At 67.4% G+C, this 18,445-nt stretch carries 14 protein-coding genes; 12 read left to right on the top strand and 2 right to left on the bottom strand.

Features of this window, described 5'->3' with window-relative positions:
- Positions 1-2 precede the first annotated feature (2 nt).
- The 3 genes from LQK81_RS02865 (at position 3) to LQK81_RS02855 (ending at position 3,706) form a co-directional block, all read left to right on the top strand.
- A complete protein-coding gene (locus LQK81_RS02865) occupies positions 3-1,034 on the top strand; it encodes an NAD-dependent epimerase/dehydratase family protein (RefSeq protein ID WP_230803198.1) in 1,032 nt (343 codons plus the stop codon).
- Between the two features lie 339 nt (positions 1,035-1,373).
- Entirely contained in the window at positions 1,374-3,062 is a 1,689-nt protein-coding gene (locus LQK81_RS02860; protein ID WP_230803196.1) for an adenylate/guanylate cyclase domain-containing protein, read from the top strand.
- Between the two features lie 137 nt (positions 3,063-3,199).
- Entirely contained in the window at positions 3,200-3,706 is a 507-nt protein-coding gene (locus tag LQK81_RS02855) for a hypothetical protein (protein ID WP_230803194.1), read from the top strand.
- A gap of 418 nt (positions 3,707-4,124) precedes the next feature.
- Here the strand turns inward: LQK81_RS02855 and LQK81_RS02850 are convergent, their stop codons facing one another.
- Positions 4,125-4,607 carry a class I SAM-dependent methyltransferase gene (locus tag LQK81_RS02850; RefSeq protein WP_230803192.1) on the bottom strand — a complete coding sequence of 161 codons (483 nt, stop codon included), beginning with the start codon at positions 4,605-4,607 and terminating at the stop codon, positions 4,125-4,127.
- A 25-nt stretch (positions 4,608-4,632) separates the two neighbouring features.
- Positions 4,633-5,943, bottom strand: coding sequence for a nucleotide sugar dehydrogenase (locus LQK81_RS02845; RefSeq protein WP_230804397.1), 1,311 nt, complete (start codon positions 5,941-5,943; stop codon positions 4,633-4,635).
- 271 nt (positions 5,944-6,214) lie between these two features.
- Here LQK81_RS02845 and LQK81_RS02840 point away from each other — a divergent pair, with 271 nt between their 5' ends.
- The 9 genes from LQK81_RS02840 to LQK81_RS02800 all read left to right on the top strand — a co-directional run bounded on the left by LQK81_RS02840 (position 6,215) and on the right by LQK81_RS02800 (position 18,360).
- Positions 6,215-7,573 (top strand): adenylate/guanylate cyclase domain-containing protein, encoded by a 1,359-nt coding sequence (locus LQK81_RS02840; protein WP_230803190.1) that lies wholly within the window; start codon positions 6,215-6,217, stop codon positions 7,571-7,573.
- 1 nt (position 7,574) lies between these two features.
- Positions 7,575-8,525, top strand: coding sequence for a polysaccharide lyase (locus tag LQK81_RS02835; protein ID WP_230803188.1), 951 nt, complete (start codon positions 7,575-7,577; stop codon positions 8,523-8,525).
- A 131-nt stretch (positions 8,526-8,656) separates the two neighbouring features.
- The gene (locus LQK81_RS02830; RefSeq protein ID WP_230803186.1) at positions 8,657-10,549 is read left to right on the top strand and encodes an ABC transporter ATP-binding protein; all 1,893 of its coding nucleotides are present in this window, start codon (positions 8,657-8,659) and stop codon (positions 10,547-10,549) included.
- Entirely contained in the window at positions 10,546-12,468 is a 1,923-nt protein-coding gene (locus tag LQK81_RS02825) for an ABC transporter substrate-binding protein (protein WP_230803184.1), read from the top strand. The genes LQK81_RS02830 and LQK81_RS02825 overlap by 4 nt, the downstream gene beginning before the upstream one ends.
- Positions 12,469-12,471: 3 nt before the next feature.
- Positions 12,472-13,470, top strand: coding sequence for an ABC transporter permease (locus LQK81_RS02820; protein WP_230803183.1), 999 nt, complete (start codon positions 12,472-12,474; stop codon positions 13,468-13,470).
- Positions 13,467-14,642, top strand: coding sequence for an ABC transporter permease (locus LQK81_RS02815; RefSeq protein WP_230803182.1), 1,176 nt, complete (start codon positions 13,467-13,469; stop codon positions 14,640-14,642). Before LQK81_RS02820 ends, LQK81_RS02815 begins: the two co-directional genes overlap by 4 nt.
- 70 nt (positions 14,643-14,712) lie before the next feature.
- The gene (locus LQK81_RS02810; protein ID WP_230803177.1) at positions 14,713-15,918 is read left to right on the top strand and encodes a glycosyltransferase family protein; all 1,206 of its coding nucleotides are present in this window, start codon (positions 14,713-14,715) and stop codon (positions 15,916-15,918) included.
- 7 nt (positions 15,919-15,925) lie between these two features.
- Positions 15,926-17,170: a glycosyltransferase family 4 protein gene (locus LQK81_RS02805; protein WP_230803176.1), complete on the top strand. Its 1,245-nt coding sequence runs from the start codon at positions 15,926-15,928 to the stop codon at positions 17,168-17,170.
- Positions 17,170-18,360: a glycosyltransferase family protein gene (locus LQK81_RS02800; protein WP_230803175.1), complete on the top strand. Its 1,191-nt coding sequence runs from the start codon at positions 17,170-17,172 to the stop codon at positions 18,358-18,360. Before LQK81_RS02805 ends, LQK81_RS02800 begins: the two co-directional genes overlap by 1 nt.
- The last annotated feature ends 85 nt before the right edge of the window (positions 18,361-18,445 follow it).

Genomic DNA, 18,445 nt, shown 5'->3' with positions numbered 1-18,445 from the left:
GAATGAGATATTTCATCACCGGCGCGGCCGGCTTCATCGGCTTCCACCTTGCCCGGCGCCTGCTGGAGGAAGGTCACGAAGTCGTCGGCCTTGACGGGATGACCCCCTATTACGACGTCGCCCTGAAGGAAGCGCGCAATGCCGGGCTGATCCAGTTCCCGGCCTACCGCTTCCACAAGGTGATGCTGGAGGACCAGGCCGGCGTCCGCCGCGCGCTGGAAAGTGCCGCGCCCGACGTCATCGTGCACCTCGCCGCCCAGGCCGGCGTGCGCTACAGCCTCGAGGAGCCGAAGTCCTATGTCGAGTCCAACATCCTCGGCACCTGGAACCTGCTGGAGGCGGCGCGGTCGGTCAAGCCCCGCCACCTCATGCTCGCCTCCTCGTCGTCCGTCTACGGCGCCAGCGACACCATCCCCTTCCGCGAGGGTGACCGCACCGACGAGCCCCTGACGATCTACGGCGCCAGCAAGAAGGCGATGGAGGTGATGGCGCACAGCTATGCCCATCTCTACGGCCTGCCGACCACCACCTTCCGCTTCTTCACCGTCTACGGCTCCTGGGGCCGGCCGGACATGGCGCTGTTCAAGTTCACCAGCGCCATCCTCGAGGGCCGCGAGATCGAGCTCTACGGCGAAGGCCGGATGAGCCGCGACTTCACCTATGTCGAAGATCTCGTCGAGGCCATGCTGAAGCTGTCGTCCGTCGCCCCCTCGGAGGACAACCGGGTGGTGACGCCCGCCGGCCTCGACACCCTCTCCCCCCAGGCACCGTTCCGCGTCGTCAACATCGGCGGCGGCAATCCGGTCGGGCTCACCGATTTCGTCTCCACGCTCGAGAACGCGCTCGGCAGGAAGGCCAAGACGAAGCTGCTGCCGATGCAGCCGGGTGAAGCGCCGCGCACCTTCGCCAGCCCCGACCTCCTCGTCGCACTGACCGGCTACAAGCCCTCGACCCCGCTTGCCGCAGGGGTGAAGGACTTCGTCGACTGGTACGGCGATTTCTATCGCCCCGGCACCCGCGCCGCGCGCTCCTGACGGACGTCCGCGGAAGGCGTCGCGCACTGGATACCGAAAGCGCAAGCCCCAGGGCGCCATTCCCGGCCTGTTGAAATCATGCGTGGCCGCGGAAGGCCTTTGCTATCCAAGTCCTGTTCCGTCTTGGCGGCGCGTCACCAGAGGCGACGCTGGCTGCCGACACCGCCGGCCACGTCCGCAAATAGCGCCGACCGCGTATCGGCAACCCAGCGTTAACAATATGCACCCTTTCGCGCGGCCGCGCGGATTGCTATCGCTTTACTGCGGTACCAATTGCCGCTTCACGTCATCTCGCCACCGAACGCCGGGACAGAACCGGGAACCCCTCAGGACCGACCCATGCACAAGGCCATCGCGGCGCTCTCTTCCGAACGGTTCCTGCAGAAGCTCCGGCTCGGCGCCGGCCTCGTCATGCTGTCCTTCGTGGCGCTGCACCTGATCAACCATGCGCTGCTGCTCGTCTCGCTCCAGACCGCCGATCGCGTCGGCTGGCTTCTCTCCCTCGTCTGGCGCAATCCGGCGGGAACGCTGGTCCTTTACGGCGCCCTCCTCGTTCATGTCCTGCTGGTGCTGCGGTCGATATACCGGCGCCGCACGTTGCGCATGCCGGCACGCGAGGCCGTACAGATGGCCTTCGGCCTGCTCATCCCCTTCCTGATCATCGAGCACGTGGTCACCGTGCGCCTGTCGCAGCCCCTCTACGGCATCATCGTCGACTATCGCATGGTCGTGCGCAGCCTCTGGATCTTCGATCCGCTCTCCGGCCTGCGACAGACGCTGGCCCTTCTCGTCATCTGGACGCACGGCTGCATCGGCCTCTATTTCTGGCTGCGCTTCCGCAGCTGGTATGCGAGCGCCTCGCCCTATCTGCTCGCCGCCGCCATCCTCATCCCGGTGCTGGCGCTTCTGGGTTTTGCCGATACCGGGCGCATGCTCGCGCAAGGGGCCGCGACCGCCCCGCAGTTGACCCCGGCACAAGTGGCTGCGGCCGAGGGGCTCGGCCGCATCAAGCTCGCCTTCTACCTTCTCTTCGTCGGCGCGATTGCGCTGGTCTTCTGGCTCCGTCGCCTGCGCATGCTGGCCGAGCGGGCCTCCCAGATCACCATCCGCCATGCCAACGGCGTCGTCGTCCGCGCTCCCCGCGGCCTCAGCCTGCTCGAGGCCAGCCGCCTCGGCGACGTGCCGCACTATTCGGTCTGCGGCGGCAAGGGCCGCTGCTCGACCTGTCGCGTGCGCATCCTCGACAGCGCCGCGCCGCTGCCCCCGCCGGGCTCGATCGAGGCCGCGACGCTCGCCCGCGTCCATGCCGACGAACACGTCCGGCTCGGCTGCCAGCTGCATCCTGAAGGCGATGTCAGCGTCGCGCTGCTGATGGCGCCCCATCCGGCTGCGAGCCTTCCCGTCGCCACCGAGCCCGTCCGGCCCGGCCGCGAGGAGGAGATCGCCGTTCTCTTCTGCGACCTGCGCAACTTCACCGACCTGTCGGAGGCCCGCCTGCCCTACGACGTGGTGTTCCTGCTCAACCGCTACTTCGCCATCGTCGGCCAGGCGGTCGAGCAGGCCGGCGGGCGGCTCGACAAGTTCATCGGCGACGGCGCCATGGCGCTGTTCGGGGTCGGGGCCGACCGCGACCGGGCTGCCCGCCAGGCGCTCGCCGCCGCGGCCGCGATCGTGCGCGACATCGCCCGCCTGAACACCGAGCTCGGGGACGAGTTCTCCGTCCGCCTCAGGATCGCCGTCGGCGTCCATGCCGGCCCCAGCGTCGTCGGCGTGATGGGCTACGGCACCACGAAGAGCCTGACCGCCGTCGGCGACACCGTCAACGTCGCAAGCCGGCTGGAGACGACCGCCAAGGAGCACGACGTCGCCATCGCCGTCTCCGAGCGCGCGCTCGCCCAGTCCGGTCATCGGACCGATGGCCTGCGCCACAGCGAGGTTTCGATCCGCGGCCGCACCGCGCCGCTCCGCGTCTTCCTGGTCACCGACGTCGAGAGCCGCCGCTTCGCGATGGAGACGGACAAGGCGTGAGGCCCCGTATCGGCCGGCAGGCGAAAGCGGCCCGGCCGGCGGCGCCTCCCGAAGATTTCATTTGCCGGCGCGCCTTGCCTGTACCAGGCCACAGTTCTGTGATCTGTGCCGATCGATGTCGATGATGAGGTACCTGCATGATTCGCTCGAAAATGCTTCTTCTTCCGATGGTCGGACTGCTCGGCCTGTCGCTTTCCGGCTGCGAGACGTCCGGCTATTCCGGCGGCTATTCCGAGGGCTACTACGGCGGCAGCTATTACGAGCGAGACCGCACGCGCTACCGCGTGGTGGAGCCGCGCTACGACCGCAACCGTTCCTGGGACGGCCGATACGACCGCGGCGACAGCCGCTACGACCAGCGGATTTCCGACCGCGAAAGGAACCGGGATCGCGAGCGGGACCGGGACAGAGATCGGGACCGGGATCGGGATCGGGATCGGAACAAGGACAACAGCCGCGACAGGGATCGTGACAGGGACCGCAACGATAGCCGTGACAGGGATCGCGACCGCCAGCAGACCGACCGCGGGCGTCCGGGACGCGATACCGCGCAGCCCGATCGCCGGCCGCAGTCCTCACGCGACTCCGACCGCAACAACCGCCCGTCCCAGCGCGCCTGCGATCGCGACAACAGCTGCCGATAGGGCGAGCCGCCGGGGCAGGTCGTTCATGGAACGCCCCTCCGGACTGCCGGCGAATCGCCCAGAGCAAGTCCCCCCTCTGGCCTGCCGGCCATCTCCCCCACAAGGGGGGAGAAAACCCGGGGGCGCCCGTCTGCCCGAAGCGAGCCTCGGCAGAGCGGCGAGCTTCGGCGGGCGCGGCCGGGTTAAGCCCCCCACTTGTGGGAGTCCCTCCTCCGCCTGCCGCGAACTGCCTGTGGCAAGCCCCCTCTGGCCTGCCGGCCATCTCCCCCACAAGGGGGGAGAAAACCGGAAGCGGCCGTCTGCCCGAAGCGAGCCTCGGCGGCGCGGCCGGGTTAAGCCCTCCCCCTTGTGGGGAGGGTTGGGGAGGGGTTTTCCGGGAAGTTCGGGGAGCGTTTTCGACGCCTGTGCGTCCCGTTCCTCACACCTTGCGATAGAGGAAATACCGGTCCTTCGGCACGCTGTCGGGGACGTCCAGCGGCTGCAGCGTCGGCTCGTCCAGCGGCAGGCCGCTGACGGCGATGCCGCCTTTGGCGAGCATGCCGGAGACCATCTGCGGCAGCCAGGTCAGCGTGACCTCGTCCTTTTCCGGATAGCCGGTGCCGATGTCGGCATGCACCAGGGCCGCGGTCCCGGTCTGGTAGGCCCTGCCGGTTTCGACGATCTCGCCCAGCACCAGGTCGGCCGCATCGGGAACGGAGGAGGCATGCGCGCCCATGGCCCGGTCGAAGGCAACGATGCGGCGGCCGGCGAAGCGTTCGCGCAGGTGGTCGAAGGTGCGGCCGTTGCCGAGCCCGATCTCCATGACCGGGCCGTCCGCCGGCAGGTCCAGCCGGTCGCCGATGTGGTTGAGAATGTCCCGCTGGGCCGTCAGGCGGCGGATGAAGCTGTCGAGACGGCTCATGGTCTTCCCTTGTCTTTCACTAACTCTATGCCTTGACGATGGTGTCGCCGTCGATGCCTCGGCGGGCAAAGGCGTTGCGGGTGTCGACCACCAGCGGTGCCCAGCGGGCGAGCGCTGCATAGTCGACCGCGTCGTGGTCCGTCGAGATCAGCACCGCGTCGTAGCCGCGCACGGTTTCCTCGTCGAGCGGCACCGAGCGGCGGCCCATGAGCGCCATGTATTCGCGGGTGCGCGGCACCTCGGCGACGTGGGGATCGTGGTAGTCCACCGTCCCCTTGCGCTCCAGGATCAGTTCGATCAGCTTCAGCGACGGGCTCTCGCGGATGTCGGGCACGTTCTTCTTGTAGGCGAGCCCGACCACCAGCACGCGCGCCCGGCTCAGGGCCTTGCCGAGCCGCATGTCGAGCGCTTCGGCAAGCCTGCCGACCACATGGCGCGGCATCGCCGAGTTGATCTCGCCGGCAAGCTCGATGAAGCGGGTCGGCAGTTCGAACTCGCGCGATTTCCAGGTCAGGTAGAAGGGATCGATCGGGATGCAGTGGCCGCCGAGGCCGGGCCCCGGATAGAAGGGCATGTAGCCGAACGGCTTCGTCTTCGCCGCCTCGACCACCTCCCAGATGTCGATGCCCATCGCGTCGTAGAGCACCTTCAGCTCGTTGACGAGGGCGATGTTGACGGCGCGGAAGACGTTTTCCGTCAGCTTCACCGCCTCCGCCGTGGCATTGGAGGAAACCGGCACGACCGCCTTGACCACGGCACCGTAGAAGGCCTGCATCAGCGCCGAGGCCGCCTCGCCCGCGCCCGCCACGACCTTCGGAATGGTCGCGGTCTCGAAATCGCGGTTGCCGGGGTCCTCCCGCTCCGGCGAGAACCCTAAGAAGAAATCCTCGCCCGAGCGCAGCCCGCCGCGCTCGAGGATCGGCCGCACCAGCTCGTCCGTCGTCCCCGGCCAGGTGGTCGATTCCAGCACCACCAGCTGGCCCGGCCGCAGCGTCTGCGCCACCGCCTCGGCGGTCCGCGTCACGTAGGACATGTCCGGCTCGCGCTGCTTCGTCAGCGGCGTCGGCACGCAGATCACGATCACGTCGCAGGAGGCGAGCGCGGAAAAATCGGTGGTCGAGCGGAACCGGCCGGCCTCGCTTTCGGCCTTCAGGGCGGCGTCCGGCACCGCGTCGATATAGGAACGGTGCGCGTCGAGGGCGGTGATCTTCGCCGGGTCGATGTCGAAGCCGGTGACGTCAAATCCGTTTCGCGCAATCGTGATCGCCAGCGGCAGGCCGACATAGCCGAGCCCGATGACGCCGGTGCGCGCGCGCCGTTCGGCAATCGCCGCCATCAGGCTTTCGGCGGAAGAAGAAAGCAAGGTCAATGCGTTGTACCCTTTCGGTCGAGACTGGGACAATTGGGCGCAAATCGGCGCGGCGTCAAGGCGAGCCGGAGCCGCCGACGCAGTCCATCTCCCGCCCGGCCGGCACAAATCTTCGCCGCGACTTCTGGTTTTGCCACGATCGCTTGCCTATATCTGGCGCTCCGGGCCGCGTTCGCCGGTTCGGCCGCACGACGCCCGCCGAGCGAAGCCCGCGGCTTCAAATCGACAAGGACAAAAGATGAACACGCGCCCTGCCGACGTATCCAATATCCTCCTCGATCGCGTCTCGTCCTGGCTGAAGACGGCGGCGCTCGGGGGCGAGAGCCTGGAATACATCGTCTCCGGCTTCTGCGAGCGGCTTGCCGCCGCCGGCCTGCCGCTGGTGCGGGTCCACCTGAGCTTTTCGATGCTGCACCCGCTCTACGATGCGCTCGGTTTCACCTGGATGCGCGGACAGGGCGTGACGGTCGAGGGCTTCCGGGCGGACGGCGAGAACGAAGAGCCCTCGCGCTTCCTGCTCAGCCCCTATTACTACCTGCTCAACAACAGCCTCGATCACCTGCGCCGCCGCATCGATCCGAAGACCCCGTCGGAATTTCCGATCTTCGACGACCTGAAGAAGATCGGCGCCACCGACTATCTGGCCTTCGTCCAGTCCTTCGGGGAATCGCCCGGCCAGGGCATGGTCGGCTCGTGGTCGACCGATGCCCCCGGCGGCTTCAGCGACACCGTGGTCGAGGCGCTGCTGAAGGTGCAGAACAGCCTTGCGGTCGCCGCCAAGATGGCCGTGCTCGGCAAGCTCGCCGACAACATGCTTTTGACCTATCTCGGCGGCAATGCCGGCAGGCGGGTGCTGTCGGGCCAGATCCGGCGCGGCGACGGCGAGACCATCCGCGCCGCCCTCGTCATGGCCGACATGCGCCAGTCGACCGTGCTGGCGGAGAAGGAGGGCCGGCAGGCCTATATCGACACGCTCAACGATTTCTTCGACGCGATCGCCACGCCCTTCAACCGCAACGGCGGCGAGATCCTCTCCTTCATCGGCGACGGCTTCCTGGCCGTCTACCCCTGCGGCCGGCACCGCGAGCCCTCGCAGGTCGCCGCCCAGAACGCCATGACCGCCGTCCGCCATGCCACCATGCGGATGAACGAGCTCAACGCCCGCCGCAACAAGCAGGGGCTGGCCGATATCCGCTACGGCATCGGCCTGCACGTCGGCAACGTCATGTTCGGCAATGTCGGCCTGCGGGACCGCCTGACCTTCTCCGCCTTCGGCTCGGCGGTCAACGAGGTCCAGCGGCTGCAGGGACTGACGAAGAAATACTCCAAGCCGATCGTCGCCAGCCAGACGTTTGCCACCTATTCCGGCGGCGAATGGGTCACGCTCGGCGAGGAGAAGCTGCGCGGCGTTCGCCAGAAGCTGACGGTGCTCCTGCCCGGCCAGACCAACCTGCAGCTCGACCAGGCCGAGGCGCTCGACGGCGAGGGCCGCGACGCGCGCTCGGAGGCCGAGCAGGTCATGCTGCTCTATCGCGACGCGCGCTCCAATCCGGACCACCGGCCGCGCATCCCGCTCCTGTCGCGCGGGCTCAACTGACATGGCCGACGGCTCTGCGCGAGGCCGCGGGGCCGGCCCGAAACCCGCCTTCGAGGCGGCGCTGGCCGATGGCTTCGAGGGCGACGACTTCTCTCCCGCAGGTGGCCTCTACTATCGCCGCAACGCCGAGCAACGGGCCGGCTTCTACGAGTTCCAGCGCGAGGTGACCCGCGGCAGCCCCGGCGCGCTGAAGCTTGGCGTGCGCCCGGCCGCAGTTCCCGGGCGCCACGGCAGCGAGCGGGCGGAGGTCTGGGAGCGCACCGCTCTCCGCGTCCCCTACGAGCGCGCCGTCTGGTACGGCTTCTCCGTGCGGTTCGGCGAGCCGATACCGCAGGCCGACCATCGCCACCTGATCGCGCAGTGGAAGCGCGAGATCGGCCCGTCCGCGCGCGGCGACTACAGCCCGTTCCTGGCGCTCCGCCTCGTGCGCGGCCGCCTGTTCGCCACGGTGGAGACGACGCTGCACCCCGCCGACCTCGCCACCCCCGACAGACCTGCCGCGACACCCGCCTGGCTGCGCCGGGACGCCGGCCAGATGCGGGCGCTGGTCGCAACCGACGACGGCTGGGGCGATGGCGACGGGTCGCTGTTTTCCGCCCGCACCGGCCGCATCGTCGTGACCGACCGCGGCAACCGCCTGCCCGCGCCCGACAGCGGCTGGATCGACTTCGCCGTGATGACGCGGCCGGGACTTGACGGCAGCGGCCAGATCGAACTTTTCGCCAACGGCCGCTGGGTGGTGACCGTCCGCGGCGACATCGGCCATGACGATGCCGGGCTCGGCGCCCACCAGTATTTCAAGTTCGGTCCCTACCGCTCCGCCGCCGCCGGCGAATGGACGCTCTATTTCGACAACTTCCGGCGCTCGATGCGCGCAAAAGATGTACTGGAACCCCGGACGCTTGCCGCCTACAGCGCCGCGGGCGCTCCGGGCCGGCCCGCAACCATCTGATTTTGAATACGTTTCTGTCCCGCGACGGCACTGGCACGGCGTTTCCAAATCCCATGGACAGGCTGCGGGCGCTCCGCTAGTGTGCCTGCGATCGGGACAGGCACATTTAGTAACCAAAGGAAACTCCGGACATGATCTCAGGGGCGGATCTGTTACGGATAGAAGATCTCAGCATCTCGTTTGCAATGCTCGGGGGCCAGATCGACGCCGTGAAGAAGGCCAACCTGCGGGTGTTGCCCGGCAGGGTGACGGCGCTCGTCGGCGAAAGCGGCTCGGGCAAGTCCGTCATCAGCCAGTCGATCATGCGCATCCTGCCGAAAGCGGCCTCGGCCAGCGGCCGGATCCTGTTCAACGATCCGCTGACCGGCACCGAGACCGACATGCTGCAGCTGTCGCCGGACGGGCCGGACATTCGCGCCATCCGCGGCCGGCGCATCGGCAAGATCTTCCAGGAGCCGATGACCTCGCTGTCGCCGCTGCACACGATCGGCGACCAGGTGAGCGAGGTGCTCACCATCCACGAGGACATGTCGAGGGACGAGCGCCAGGAGCGCACGATTGAGATGCTGCGCATGGTCGGCTTCACCCGCCCCGAGCGCGCCTTCAAGATGTATCCCTTCGAGCTTTCGGGCGGCATGCGCCAGCGCGCGATGATCGCGCTGGCGCTGATCTGCCGGCCGGCACTTTTGATCGCCGACGAGCCGACGACCGCGCTCGACGTCACGATCCAGGCACAGATCCTGCGGCTGCTGAAGGACCTGCAGCAGGAATTCAACATGGCGATGCTCCTGATCACCCACGATCTCGGCGTCGTCGCCAACGTCGCCGACGAGGTGGTGGTGATCTACCACGGCGAGATCATGGAGGCCGGCCCGGTGGAGGACATCTTCCGCCGTCCCGGCCACCCCTACCTCAAGGGCCTGATGGCGGCCGTGCCGCATTTCGACATGAAGCCCGGCGAACGGCTGAAGGCGCTGCGCGAGGTGCCGGTCAATGCCTCGCATCTGCTCGGCGTCTCGGAGGACCGGGGCAAGGAGCCGGGACCGGAGATCCTGCTCTCCGTGCGCGACGTCACCAAGTCCTACAAGATCCGCAAGACCGGGTTGTTCCGCCGCCCGGACGAGGCGCCGGTGCGCGCGGTCGACGGCGTCAGCTTCGACATCCGCCGCGGCGAATGCCTGGGGCTCGTCGGCGAGAGCGGCTGCGGCAAGACCACCGTCAGCAAGATGCTGATGCGGGCGGTGACGCCGGATTCCGGCTCGATCATCTTCCACGACCGCAACGGGCCGGTGGACGTGCTCGGCGCCGAAGGGGACGCGTTGCAGAAACTGCGCGGCAAGATCCAGATGGTGTTCCAGGATCCGGTCTCCTCGCTGTCGCCGCGCATGACGGTGCAGAACATCCTCTCCGAGCCGCTGGAGATCCACAAGCGCGGCACGCCGAAGTCGCGGCTGGAGACGGTGAGCGCGCTGATGGAGGTGATCGGGCTGAACCGGCGCTACCTCAACCGCTATCCGCATTCCTTCTCCGGCGGCCAGCGCCAGAGGATCGGGATCGCTAGGGCGCTGGCGCTCGGGCCGGAGCTTCTGATCTGCGACGAACCGGTCTCCGCGCTCGACGTCTCGGTACAGGCGCAGATCCTCAACCTGCTGAAGGACCTGCAGAAGGACCTCGGCTTGACCTACCTGTTCATTTCGCACAATCTGGCGGTCGTCGATTATATGGCCGACCGGATCGCGGTCATGTGCGCAGGACGGATCGTCGAACTCGCACCGCGTGAAATCCTCATGCGGGCGCCCGTTCACCCCTATACGAAATCGCTCCTGGCCGCCGTGCCCTTCCCGGACCTCGACCGGCCGCTGGACTTTTCGACGCTCAAGACGGCGAACGCCAGCGACATGCGGAACTGGTCCGCTCCGTTCCGCCAGGACGACGACGGACACGGCCTGGCAACCGCCGATCTCGGCGAAGGCCATCTCGTGCTCGCCCGTAGCAACGCGGATGTGAGAGAGCTACGCCCGTGATCACGCGTCGAACCGCCCTCGGCATGCTTGCCGCCACCTGCCTTCCCGCCGCACTGGCCCCCTCGCGGGCCCGGGCGACGCTCGCCCTTCAGGAACCGGAGTTCCTGAAAGAAAAGCTCGCCGACGGCACCCTGCCGGCGATGGCCGAGCGGCTGCCCAAGGTGCCGCGCGTCGTCAATCTCGCCGCCATGGGCCGCAAGCCCGGCCAGTATGGCGGGACGGCGCGGACGATCATCGGCGGCCAGAAGGACATCCGCCTGATGACCATCAACGGCTATGCGCGGCTCGTCGGCTTCGACGAGCATCTCGTGCTGCAGCCGGACATCCTGGAAAGCTTCGAGCAGGTCGACAACCGCATCTACACCTTCAAGCTGCGCGAGGGCCACCGCTGGTCGGACGGCCACCCGTTCACGGTCGACGATTTCGCCTATTACTGGGAGGACGTGCTCAACAACAAGGAGATGCGGCCGCGCGGGCTGCCGCTCGATCTCCTGTCGTACCTGAAGCCGCCGCGCTTCACGGTGGTCGATCCCCTGACGGTGCGCTACGAGTGGGACAATCCCAACCCGGAATTCCTGCTGAAGCTCGCCTCGCCGCAGCCGCTGACGCTGGCGCTGCCGGCGCACTACATGAAGCAGTTCCATCCGAAATATGCCGACGCCGATGCGCTGAAGAAGATCATCGAGAAGGAAGGCGAGGACGACTGGACGAGCGTGCACATCAACCGCTCGCGCACCTACCGGCCGGAGAACCCCGATCTTCCGACGCTCGATCCGTGGCGCAACCTGATCGCGCCGCCGGCCGAGCAGTTCATCTTCGAGCGCAACCCGTTCTTCCACCGGGTCGACGAGACCGGCCAGCAGCTGCCCTACATGGACAAGGTCGTCCTCAACGTCTCGGCCTCGGGCATCATCCCCGCCAAGGCCGGCGCCGGCGAGACCGACCTGCAGTCCGTCGGCCTCGATTTTGCCGACTATACCTTCCTCAAGGACGCCGAGCATCGCTATCCGGTCACGGTCAACCTCTGGGAGCGGACGCAGGGCTCGCGCGTCGCGCTCCTGCCCAATCTCAATTGCGGCGACAAGGTCTGGCGCGGGCTGTTCCGCGACGTGCGCTTCCGCCGGGCGCTGTCGGTGGCGATCGACCGCGAGGAGATCAACAAGGCGAGCTTCTTCGGGCTCGCCCGCGAAAGCGCCGACACGATCCTGCCGCAGAGCCCGCTGTTCAAGCCCGAGTACCAGCACGCCTGGGCGCAGTTCGATCCGGACCTCGCCGACAAGCTGCTCGACGAGGCCGGCCTGACCGAGCGCAAGAGCGACGGCGTGCGGCTTCTGCCGGACGGACGGCCCGCCAGCCTCATCGTCGAGTCCGCCGGCGAGAGCACGCTGGAGACCGACGTGCTGGAACTGGTCACCGACCACTGGCGTCAGGTGGGGCTGGCGCTGCACGTGCGCACCTCGCAGCGCGACGTCTTCAGGAGCCGGGCGCTGGGCGGCGAGATCATGATCTCGGTGCAGCAGGGCATCGACAACGGCATTCCGACCGCCGACATGTCGCCTTCGGCCCTGGCGCCGACCGGCGACGAGCAGTTGCAGTGGCCGGTCTGGGGCCTGCACTACCTTTCGGCCCAGCAGAAGGGCGAGGCGCCCGACCTGCCGGAGGCGGCAGAACTCGTGAAGCTGATGCGGCAGTGGAAGCGCTCGACCTCGACTGAGGAGCGGACCGGCATCTGGACCGAGATGCTGTCGATCTACACCCAGCAGGTCTTCTCCATCGGCATCGTCAACGGCACGCTGCAGCCCGTCGTCCACTCCAGGAAGATGCAGAACGTTCCCAAGGAAGGGCTCTATGGCTTCGATCCCACCGCCTTCCTGGGCGTCTACCTGCCCGACACCTTCTGGTTCGACAGGAGCGCCTGATCGATGCTGAGATACATCTTCTGGCGCATCGCCGTCATGGTGCCGACGCTGCTTCTGATCTCGATGCTCGTCTTCACCATCATCGAGCTGCCGCCCGGCGACTACTTCGAGAGCTACGTCGCCGAGCTGCGCGCCATGGGCGAGGCCGCCGACATGGAGGAGATCGAGGCGCTGCGCGAGCGCTACGGTTTCGACCAGCCGGCGCCGATCCGCTACCTGCACTGGGTCGGCGGCATGCTGCACGGCGATTTCGGCTACTCGTTCGAATACCAGCTGCCCGTGTCCGACGTGGTCGGGGACCGATTATGGCTGACGGTGCTCGTCTCCTTCGTGACGATCCTCGTCACCTGGATCATCGCCTTTCCGATCGGCATCTACTCGGCCACCCACCAGTATAGCTGGGGCGACTACGGGCTGACCTTCCTCGGGCTGCTCGGGCTCGCGGTGCCGAACTTCATCCTGGCGCTGATCCTGATGTATTTCGCCAACATCTGGTTCGGCACCTCGATTGGCCACCTGATGGACCAGAAATACCTGAACGAGCCGATGAGCTGGGCCAAGGCCAAGTCGATCCTCGAACACCTGTGGATCCCCGTCATCATCATCGGCACGGCGGGCACGGCCGGCATGGTGCGGCGGCTCAGGGCCAACCTTCTGGACGAGCTGCAGAAACAGTATGTGGTGACGGCGCGCGCCAAGGGCATGAACCCGTTCCGCGCGCTCGTCAAATACCCGCTGCGCATGTCGCTCAATTTCTTCATCTCCGACATCGGCTCGATCCTGCCGCAGATCATCTCCGGCGCCGAGATCACCGCCATCGTGCTGTCGCTCGAGACCACCGGGCCGATGCTGATCAAGGCGCTGCAGAGCCAGGACATGTATCTCGCCGGCTCGTTCCTGATGTTCCTCGCCTTCCTCACCGTCATCGGCGTGCTCGTGTCCGACATCGCGCTCGCCTTCCTCGATCCGCGCATCCGGCTGCAGGGCGGGAGCACCAAATGACGGCCCCCCTTCCCCCGCCCGGCGCGCCGCTTCCCCACTACGTCTCCACCGCCCCCTTCGATCCCTATTCGGTGGAGGCGATGACCGCCGGCCAGGCGAAGATCTACCAGGCCTCGCAACTCAGGCTGATGTGGTGGAAGTTCAAGAAGCACAGGATCGCGCTGGTCTCCGGCATCTTCCTGCTGGCACTGTACCTTGCGATCGTCGTCGCGGAATTCCTGGCACCCTACAACCTGCATACGCGCAACATGGATTTCATCCATTCGCCGCCGCAGCGGGTGCGGCTGTTCCACGACGGCCAGCTGGTCGGCCCGTTCGTCTATGGCCGGACCATGCAGCTCGACATGGAGACGCTGCGCCGGGTCTACAGCGACAACACCGCCGACGTGCAGCGGCTGCGCTTCTTCTGCTCCGGCGACCCCTATAAATTCTGGGGGCTGTGGGAGGCGAGCTTCCACCTCGTCTGCCCGGCCAAGGACGGCCAGTTCTTCGCGCTCGGCACCGACCGGCTCGGCCGCGACGTGCTTTCGCGCATCATCTACGGCGCGCGGATCTCGCTGACCATCGGCCTGATCGGCATCGCTGTCAGCTTCACGCTCGGCATTGTCATCGGCGGCCTCGCCGGTTATCACGGCGGCTATCTCGACCTCATGGTGCAGCGCGTCATCGAGGTATTGCAATCAATACCCAGCATTCCGCTGTGGATGGCGCTCGCGGCGATCATGCCGGTGAGCTGGAGTCCGATCCTGGTCTATCTCGGCATCACAGTCATTCTCGGCCTGCTCGACTGGACGGGGCTCGCGCGCGCCGTCCGCTCGAAGCTTCTGGCGCTGCGCGAGGAGGACTACGTGCTGGCCGCGCAGCTGATGGGGGCGAAGAGCAGCCGCATCATCGGCCGCCATCTCGTCCCCGGCTTCATGTCGCACCTGATCGCCAGCGCCACGATTTCCATCCCCGGGATGATCCTCGGCGAGACCGCGCTGAGCTTCCTGGGGCTTGGTCTCAGGCCCCCGATCACGAGCTGGGGCATCCTGCTCACGGAAGCGCGAAGCGTCAGCGTGATCGCTTTTTATCCCTGGCTCTTGTATCCGATGATACCCGTCATACTTGTCATCCTCGCCTTCAACTTCCTCGGGGACGGGTTGCGCGACGCTGCCGACCCTTACAAGTGACGAGAAAATATGCCATGGATATCGGGATTGGAGAGTTCGGTCGCTTGACCCGTACGATGAGCACTGCGCGATGACGCGACGGCTGGAAGACGCCCGAATTCTGATGTACAGCCATGACACGTTCGGTCTTGGCCACCTTCGGCGTTGCCGTGCGATCGCCCATTCGCTGGTCGAGGATTTCCGCGGGCTGAACATCCTCATCATCTCCGGATCGCCGATCGCCGGCGCCTTCGACTATCGCGCCCGCGTGGATTTCGTGAAGATCCCCAGCGTCATCAAGCTGCGCAACGGCGAGTACACGTCGATGGAGCAGCACATCGACCTGCAGGAAACGCTGAAGATGCGGCAGGCGATCATCCGCCACACCGCCGAAAGCTTCCAGCCGGACATCTTCATCGTCGACAAGGAGCCGATGGGCCTGCGCGGCGAGGTCGAGGACACGCTCGCCTATCTGAAGGCCTGCGGCACGACGCTGGTGCTCGGCCTGCGCGACGTCATGGACGCGCCGCACCTGCTCGACGCCGAGTGGAAGCGCCACGACGTGATGCGCAAGATCGGCCGCTACTACGACCGTGTCTGGGTCTACGGGCCACCGGATTTCTACGATCCGCTGATCGGGCTCGACGTGCCCTCGCAGGTACGCGGGCGCATGGATTTCGTCGGCTTCCTGCAGCGCAGCGTCTCGCACGAGCCCGGGCCGGAGCACCGGCCCAAGGGCGACTACATCCTGGTGACGACGGGCGGCGGCGGCGACGGCGCCTCGCTGATCCACGACGTGCTGCACGCCTACAAGGAAGACCCTGACCTGACGCACAGGGCGCTGATCGTGCTCGGCCCCTACATGCCCGGCGAGCAGCGCCAGAAGCTCCTGAAGAAGGGCGCGAAGATCCCCTATGTCGAGGTGATCGAGTTCGACAACCGGATGGAAGAGCTGATCGCCGGCGCCAAGGCCGTGGTGGCGATGGGCGGCTACAACACCTATTGCGAGATCCTCTCCTTCGACAAGCCGGCGCTGATCGTGCCGCGCGTCAACCCGCGCGAGGAACAGCTGATCCGCGCCACCCGCGCCGCCGAACTGGGGCTGGTCAGCATGCTGTCGTCGGAGGAATCCTGCCTGCCGCCGGTGATGGCGAAGGCACTGAGGGAACTGGTCCACCGGCCGCCGCCGTCGCAGACCTCGCAGGCGCTGAGGCTTGAGGGCCTGCGCAACATCTCCCAGATCGTCAGCGATCTGCTGGAGGAGACCGGCGCGCAGCTGACCGTCGTAAAAGGCTGACATCGCATTGACACCGAACAAGAAAATCGTCGTCGTCCTGAAGGGCTACCCGCGCCTTTCGGAGACTTTCATCGCACAGGAACTTTTGGGCCTGGAGCGCGCCGGCTTCGACCTGACGCTGATCTCGATGCGCCATCCGACCGATGCCAAGCGCCATCCGGTCCATGACGAGATCAGGGCGCCGGTGCATTACCTTCCCGAATATCTCTACCAGGAGCCGCTGCGGGTCCTGCGCGGGCTGTCGGCGTGCCGCCGGCTTCCCGGATTCGGCGCGGCGCTGCGCGCCTTCCTCAGGGACCTCCGCCGCGACCCGACGCCCAACCGGATCCGCCGGTTCGGCCAGGCCGCCGTGCTCTGCGCCGAATGGCCTGACGGAGCGGACTGGCTGCACGCGCATTTCATCCACACGCCCGCATCGGTCGCGCGCTATGCGAGCCTGATGAACGGCATTCCCTGGACCTGCTCGGCGCATGCCAAGGACATCTGGACCTCGCCGGACTGGGAACTGGCCGGCAAGCTCTCGGACACGCGCTGGACGGTGACCTGCAACCAGACCGGCTTCGACCGGCTGCGCGGGCTCGCCAACGGCAGGAACCACGTGCACCTGTCCTATCACGGGCTCGACCTCGACCGCTTCGGCCCCTTTGCCGGCAGCCATTCGGCGCGCGACGGCTCCGATCCCGGCGACCCGGTGAAGATCATCAGCGTCGGCCGCGCGGTGGACAAGAAGGGCTACGACATCCTGCTCAAGGCGCTGACGCTGCTGCCGGCCGATCTTTCCTGGCGCTTCGTCCATATCGGCGGCGGTGCGAACCTGCCGCAGCTGAAGGCGCTTTCGCAGAAGCTCGGCATCGCCGACCGCATCACCTGGCAGGGCGCGACGGACCAGAAGGACGTGCTGGAGCTCTACCGCCAGGCGGACCTGTTCGCACTCGCCTGCCGCATCACCGCCGACGGCGACCGCGACGGGCTGCCGAACGTTCTGGTGGAGGCGTCGAGCCAGCGGCTCGTCTGCGTCTCCACCAATATCTCCGGCATTCCCGAACTGCTGCAGGACGGGGTGAACGGCCTGGTCGTTCCGCCGGAGGACCCGCAGGCGCTGGCGGCCGCGATCGAACGGCTGGTCCGCGACCCGGCGCTCCGGCAAAGGCTCGGCGAGGCCGCCGAGCGGCGCGTGCGCTCCGAATTCGACCATCACGTCAGCATCCGCCAGCTGAAGGACCTGTTCGAGAACGAATGGCGGGCCGCCTGATGGAGGGGAAAGAAGGCAGGGCGCCGCGCGTCTTCTTCTATGTCCAGCATCTGCTCGGCATCGGCCACCTCGCCCGCGCCAGCCGGATCTCGCAGGCCCTTGCCGGGGACGGATTCGACGTCACCATGGTCACCGGCGGCACGCCGGTCGCCAGCTTTCCCGGCCCCGGCATCCGCCATGTCGAACTGCCGGCGGTGGTTGCGGGCGACGCCGGCTTTTCCGGCCTCGCCGACCTCGACGGCAACCCGGTCGATGACGCCTTCAAGGAGAGGCGGCGGGAGATGCTGCTTGCAGCCTTCCGCGCGGCAAAGCCCGATGTCGTCGTCATCGAGGCCTTCCCCTTCGGCCGCCGCCAGGTCCGCTTCGAACTGATCCCGCTGCTGGACGAGATTGCCGCGATGGAGAAAAGGCCGATCGTGCTCTCCTCGCTGCGCGACATCCTGCAGGAGCGCGCCAAGCCCGGCCGCGACGAGGAGAGCGTGGCGCTGGTCCGCGACCGCTTCGACGCCGTCCTCGTCCATGGCGATCCGGGTTTCGCCCGCATCGACGACAGCTTTCCGCTGGCCGCGCAGATCGCCGACAAGGTGATCTATACCGGGCTCGTCGCCGCCCCGCCGCCGCAGCCTGCGGCCGAGCGCTTCGACATCCTCGTCTCGGCCGGCGGCGGCGCCGTCGGCGCGGCGCTGAACGAGGCGGCCATCGCCGCCGCCCGCACGCTGCCGCAGGCGCTGCGCTGGTGCGTCATCGCCGGGCCCAACCTGCCGCAGGCGGCCTTCGACGCCGCTGTGGAGGCAGCACCGGATAACGTCTCCGTCGTGCGCTTCCGCACCGATTTCCCGAGCCTCCTGACGGCGGCGCGCCTGTCGGTCTCGCAGGCGGGCTACAACACCGTCTGCGACATCCTGCGGGCCGGCTGCCGCGCCGTCTTCGTGCCGTTCACGGCCGGCGGCGAGACCGAGCAGACGGCAAGGGCGATGCGGCTGGAAAAGCGCGGACTCGCGCGCGTCGTGGCAGAGCGGGCGCTGACGCCTCAGAGCCTGACCGAGGCAATCGGGGCGGCGCTCGACAGCCCGGCGCAGCCGATGCCGCCGCTCGATCTCGACGGGGCGGCCAGGACGGTGGCGCTGCTGCGCCGTCTCGTCGCCGGCGCCGCGGTCTCAAGGCTCGCCCAGGACAGCGCCGCGCTCTGACGCCGCCGCCGGGTCTGCGGCGAATACGGCAGCCGATGCCACCTGTGATTTCTGTGCCCCTGACGTTGCAATCTCCGCCTACGGC

The sequence above is a fragment of the Rhizobium sp. GN54 genome, from assembly GCF_021026345.1.
Lineage (GTDB): Bacteria > Pseudomonadota > Alphaproteobacteria > Rhizobiales > Rhizobiaceae > Mycoplana.
This window is presented reverse-complemented; position numbering and strand designations above follow the sequence as displayed.

Coding starts and splice junctions, on each gene's coding strand:
- LQK81_RS02845 (WP_230804397.1), bottom strand. CDS start 5,943: ATGGCGGCGATTGCCGAACGGCGCGCGCGCACCGGCGTCATCGGGCTC.
- LQK81_RS02800 (WP_230803175.1), top strand. CDS start 17,170: ATGGAGGGGAAAGAAGGCAGGGCGCCGCGCGTCTTCTTCTATGTCCAG.
- LQK81_RS02865 (WP_230803198.1), top strand. CDS start 3: ATGAGATATTTCATCACCGGCGCGGCCGGCTTCATCGGCTTCCACCTT.
- LQK81_RS02810 (WP_230803177.1), top strand. CDS start 14,713: ATGACGCGACGGCTGGAAGACGCCCGAATTCTGATGTACAGCCATGAC.
- LQK81_RS02830 (WP_230803186.1), top strand. CDS start 8,657: ATGATCTCAGGGGCGGATCTGTTACGGATAGAAGATCTCAGCATCTCG.
- LQK81_RS02815 (WP_230803182.1), top strand. CDS start 13,467: ATGACGGCCCCCCTTCCCCCGCCCGGCGCGCCGCTTCCCCACTACGTC.
- LQK81_RS02835 (WP_230803188.1), top strand. CDS start 7,575: ATGGCCGACGGCTCTGCGCGAGGCCGCGGGGCCGGCCCGAAACCCGCC.
- LQK81_RS02855 (WP_230803194.1), top strand. CDS start 3,200: ATGATTCGCTCGAAAATGCTTCTTCTTCCGATGGTCGGACTGCTCGGC.
- LQK81_RS02840 (WP_230803190.1), top strand. CDS start 6,215: ATGAACACGCGCCCTGCCGACGTATCCAATATCCTCCTCGATCGCGTC.
- LQK81_RS02820 (WP_230803183.1), top strand. CDS start 12,472: ATGCTGAGATACATCTTCTGGCGCATCGCCGTCATGGTGCCGACGCTG.
- LQK81_RS02860 (WP_230803196.1), top strand. CDS start 1,374: ATGCACAAGGCCATCGCGGCGCTCTCTTCCGAACGGTTCCTGCAGAAG.
- LQK81_RS02850 (WP_230803192.1), bottom strand. CDS start 4,607: ATGAGCCGTCTCGACAGCTTCATCCGCCGCCTGACGGCCCAGCGGGAC.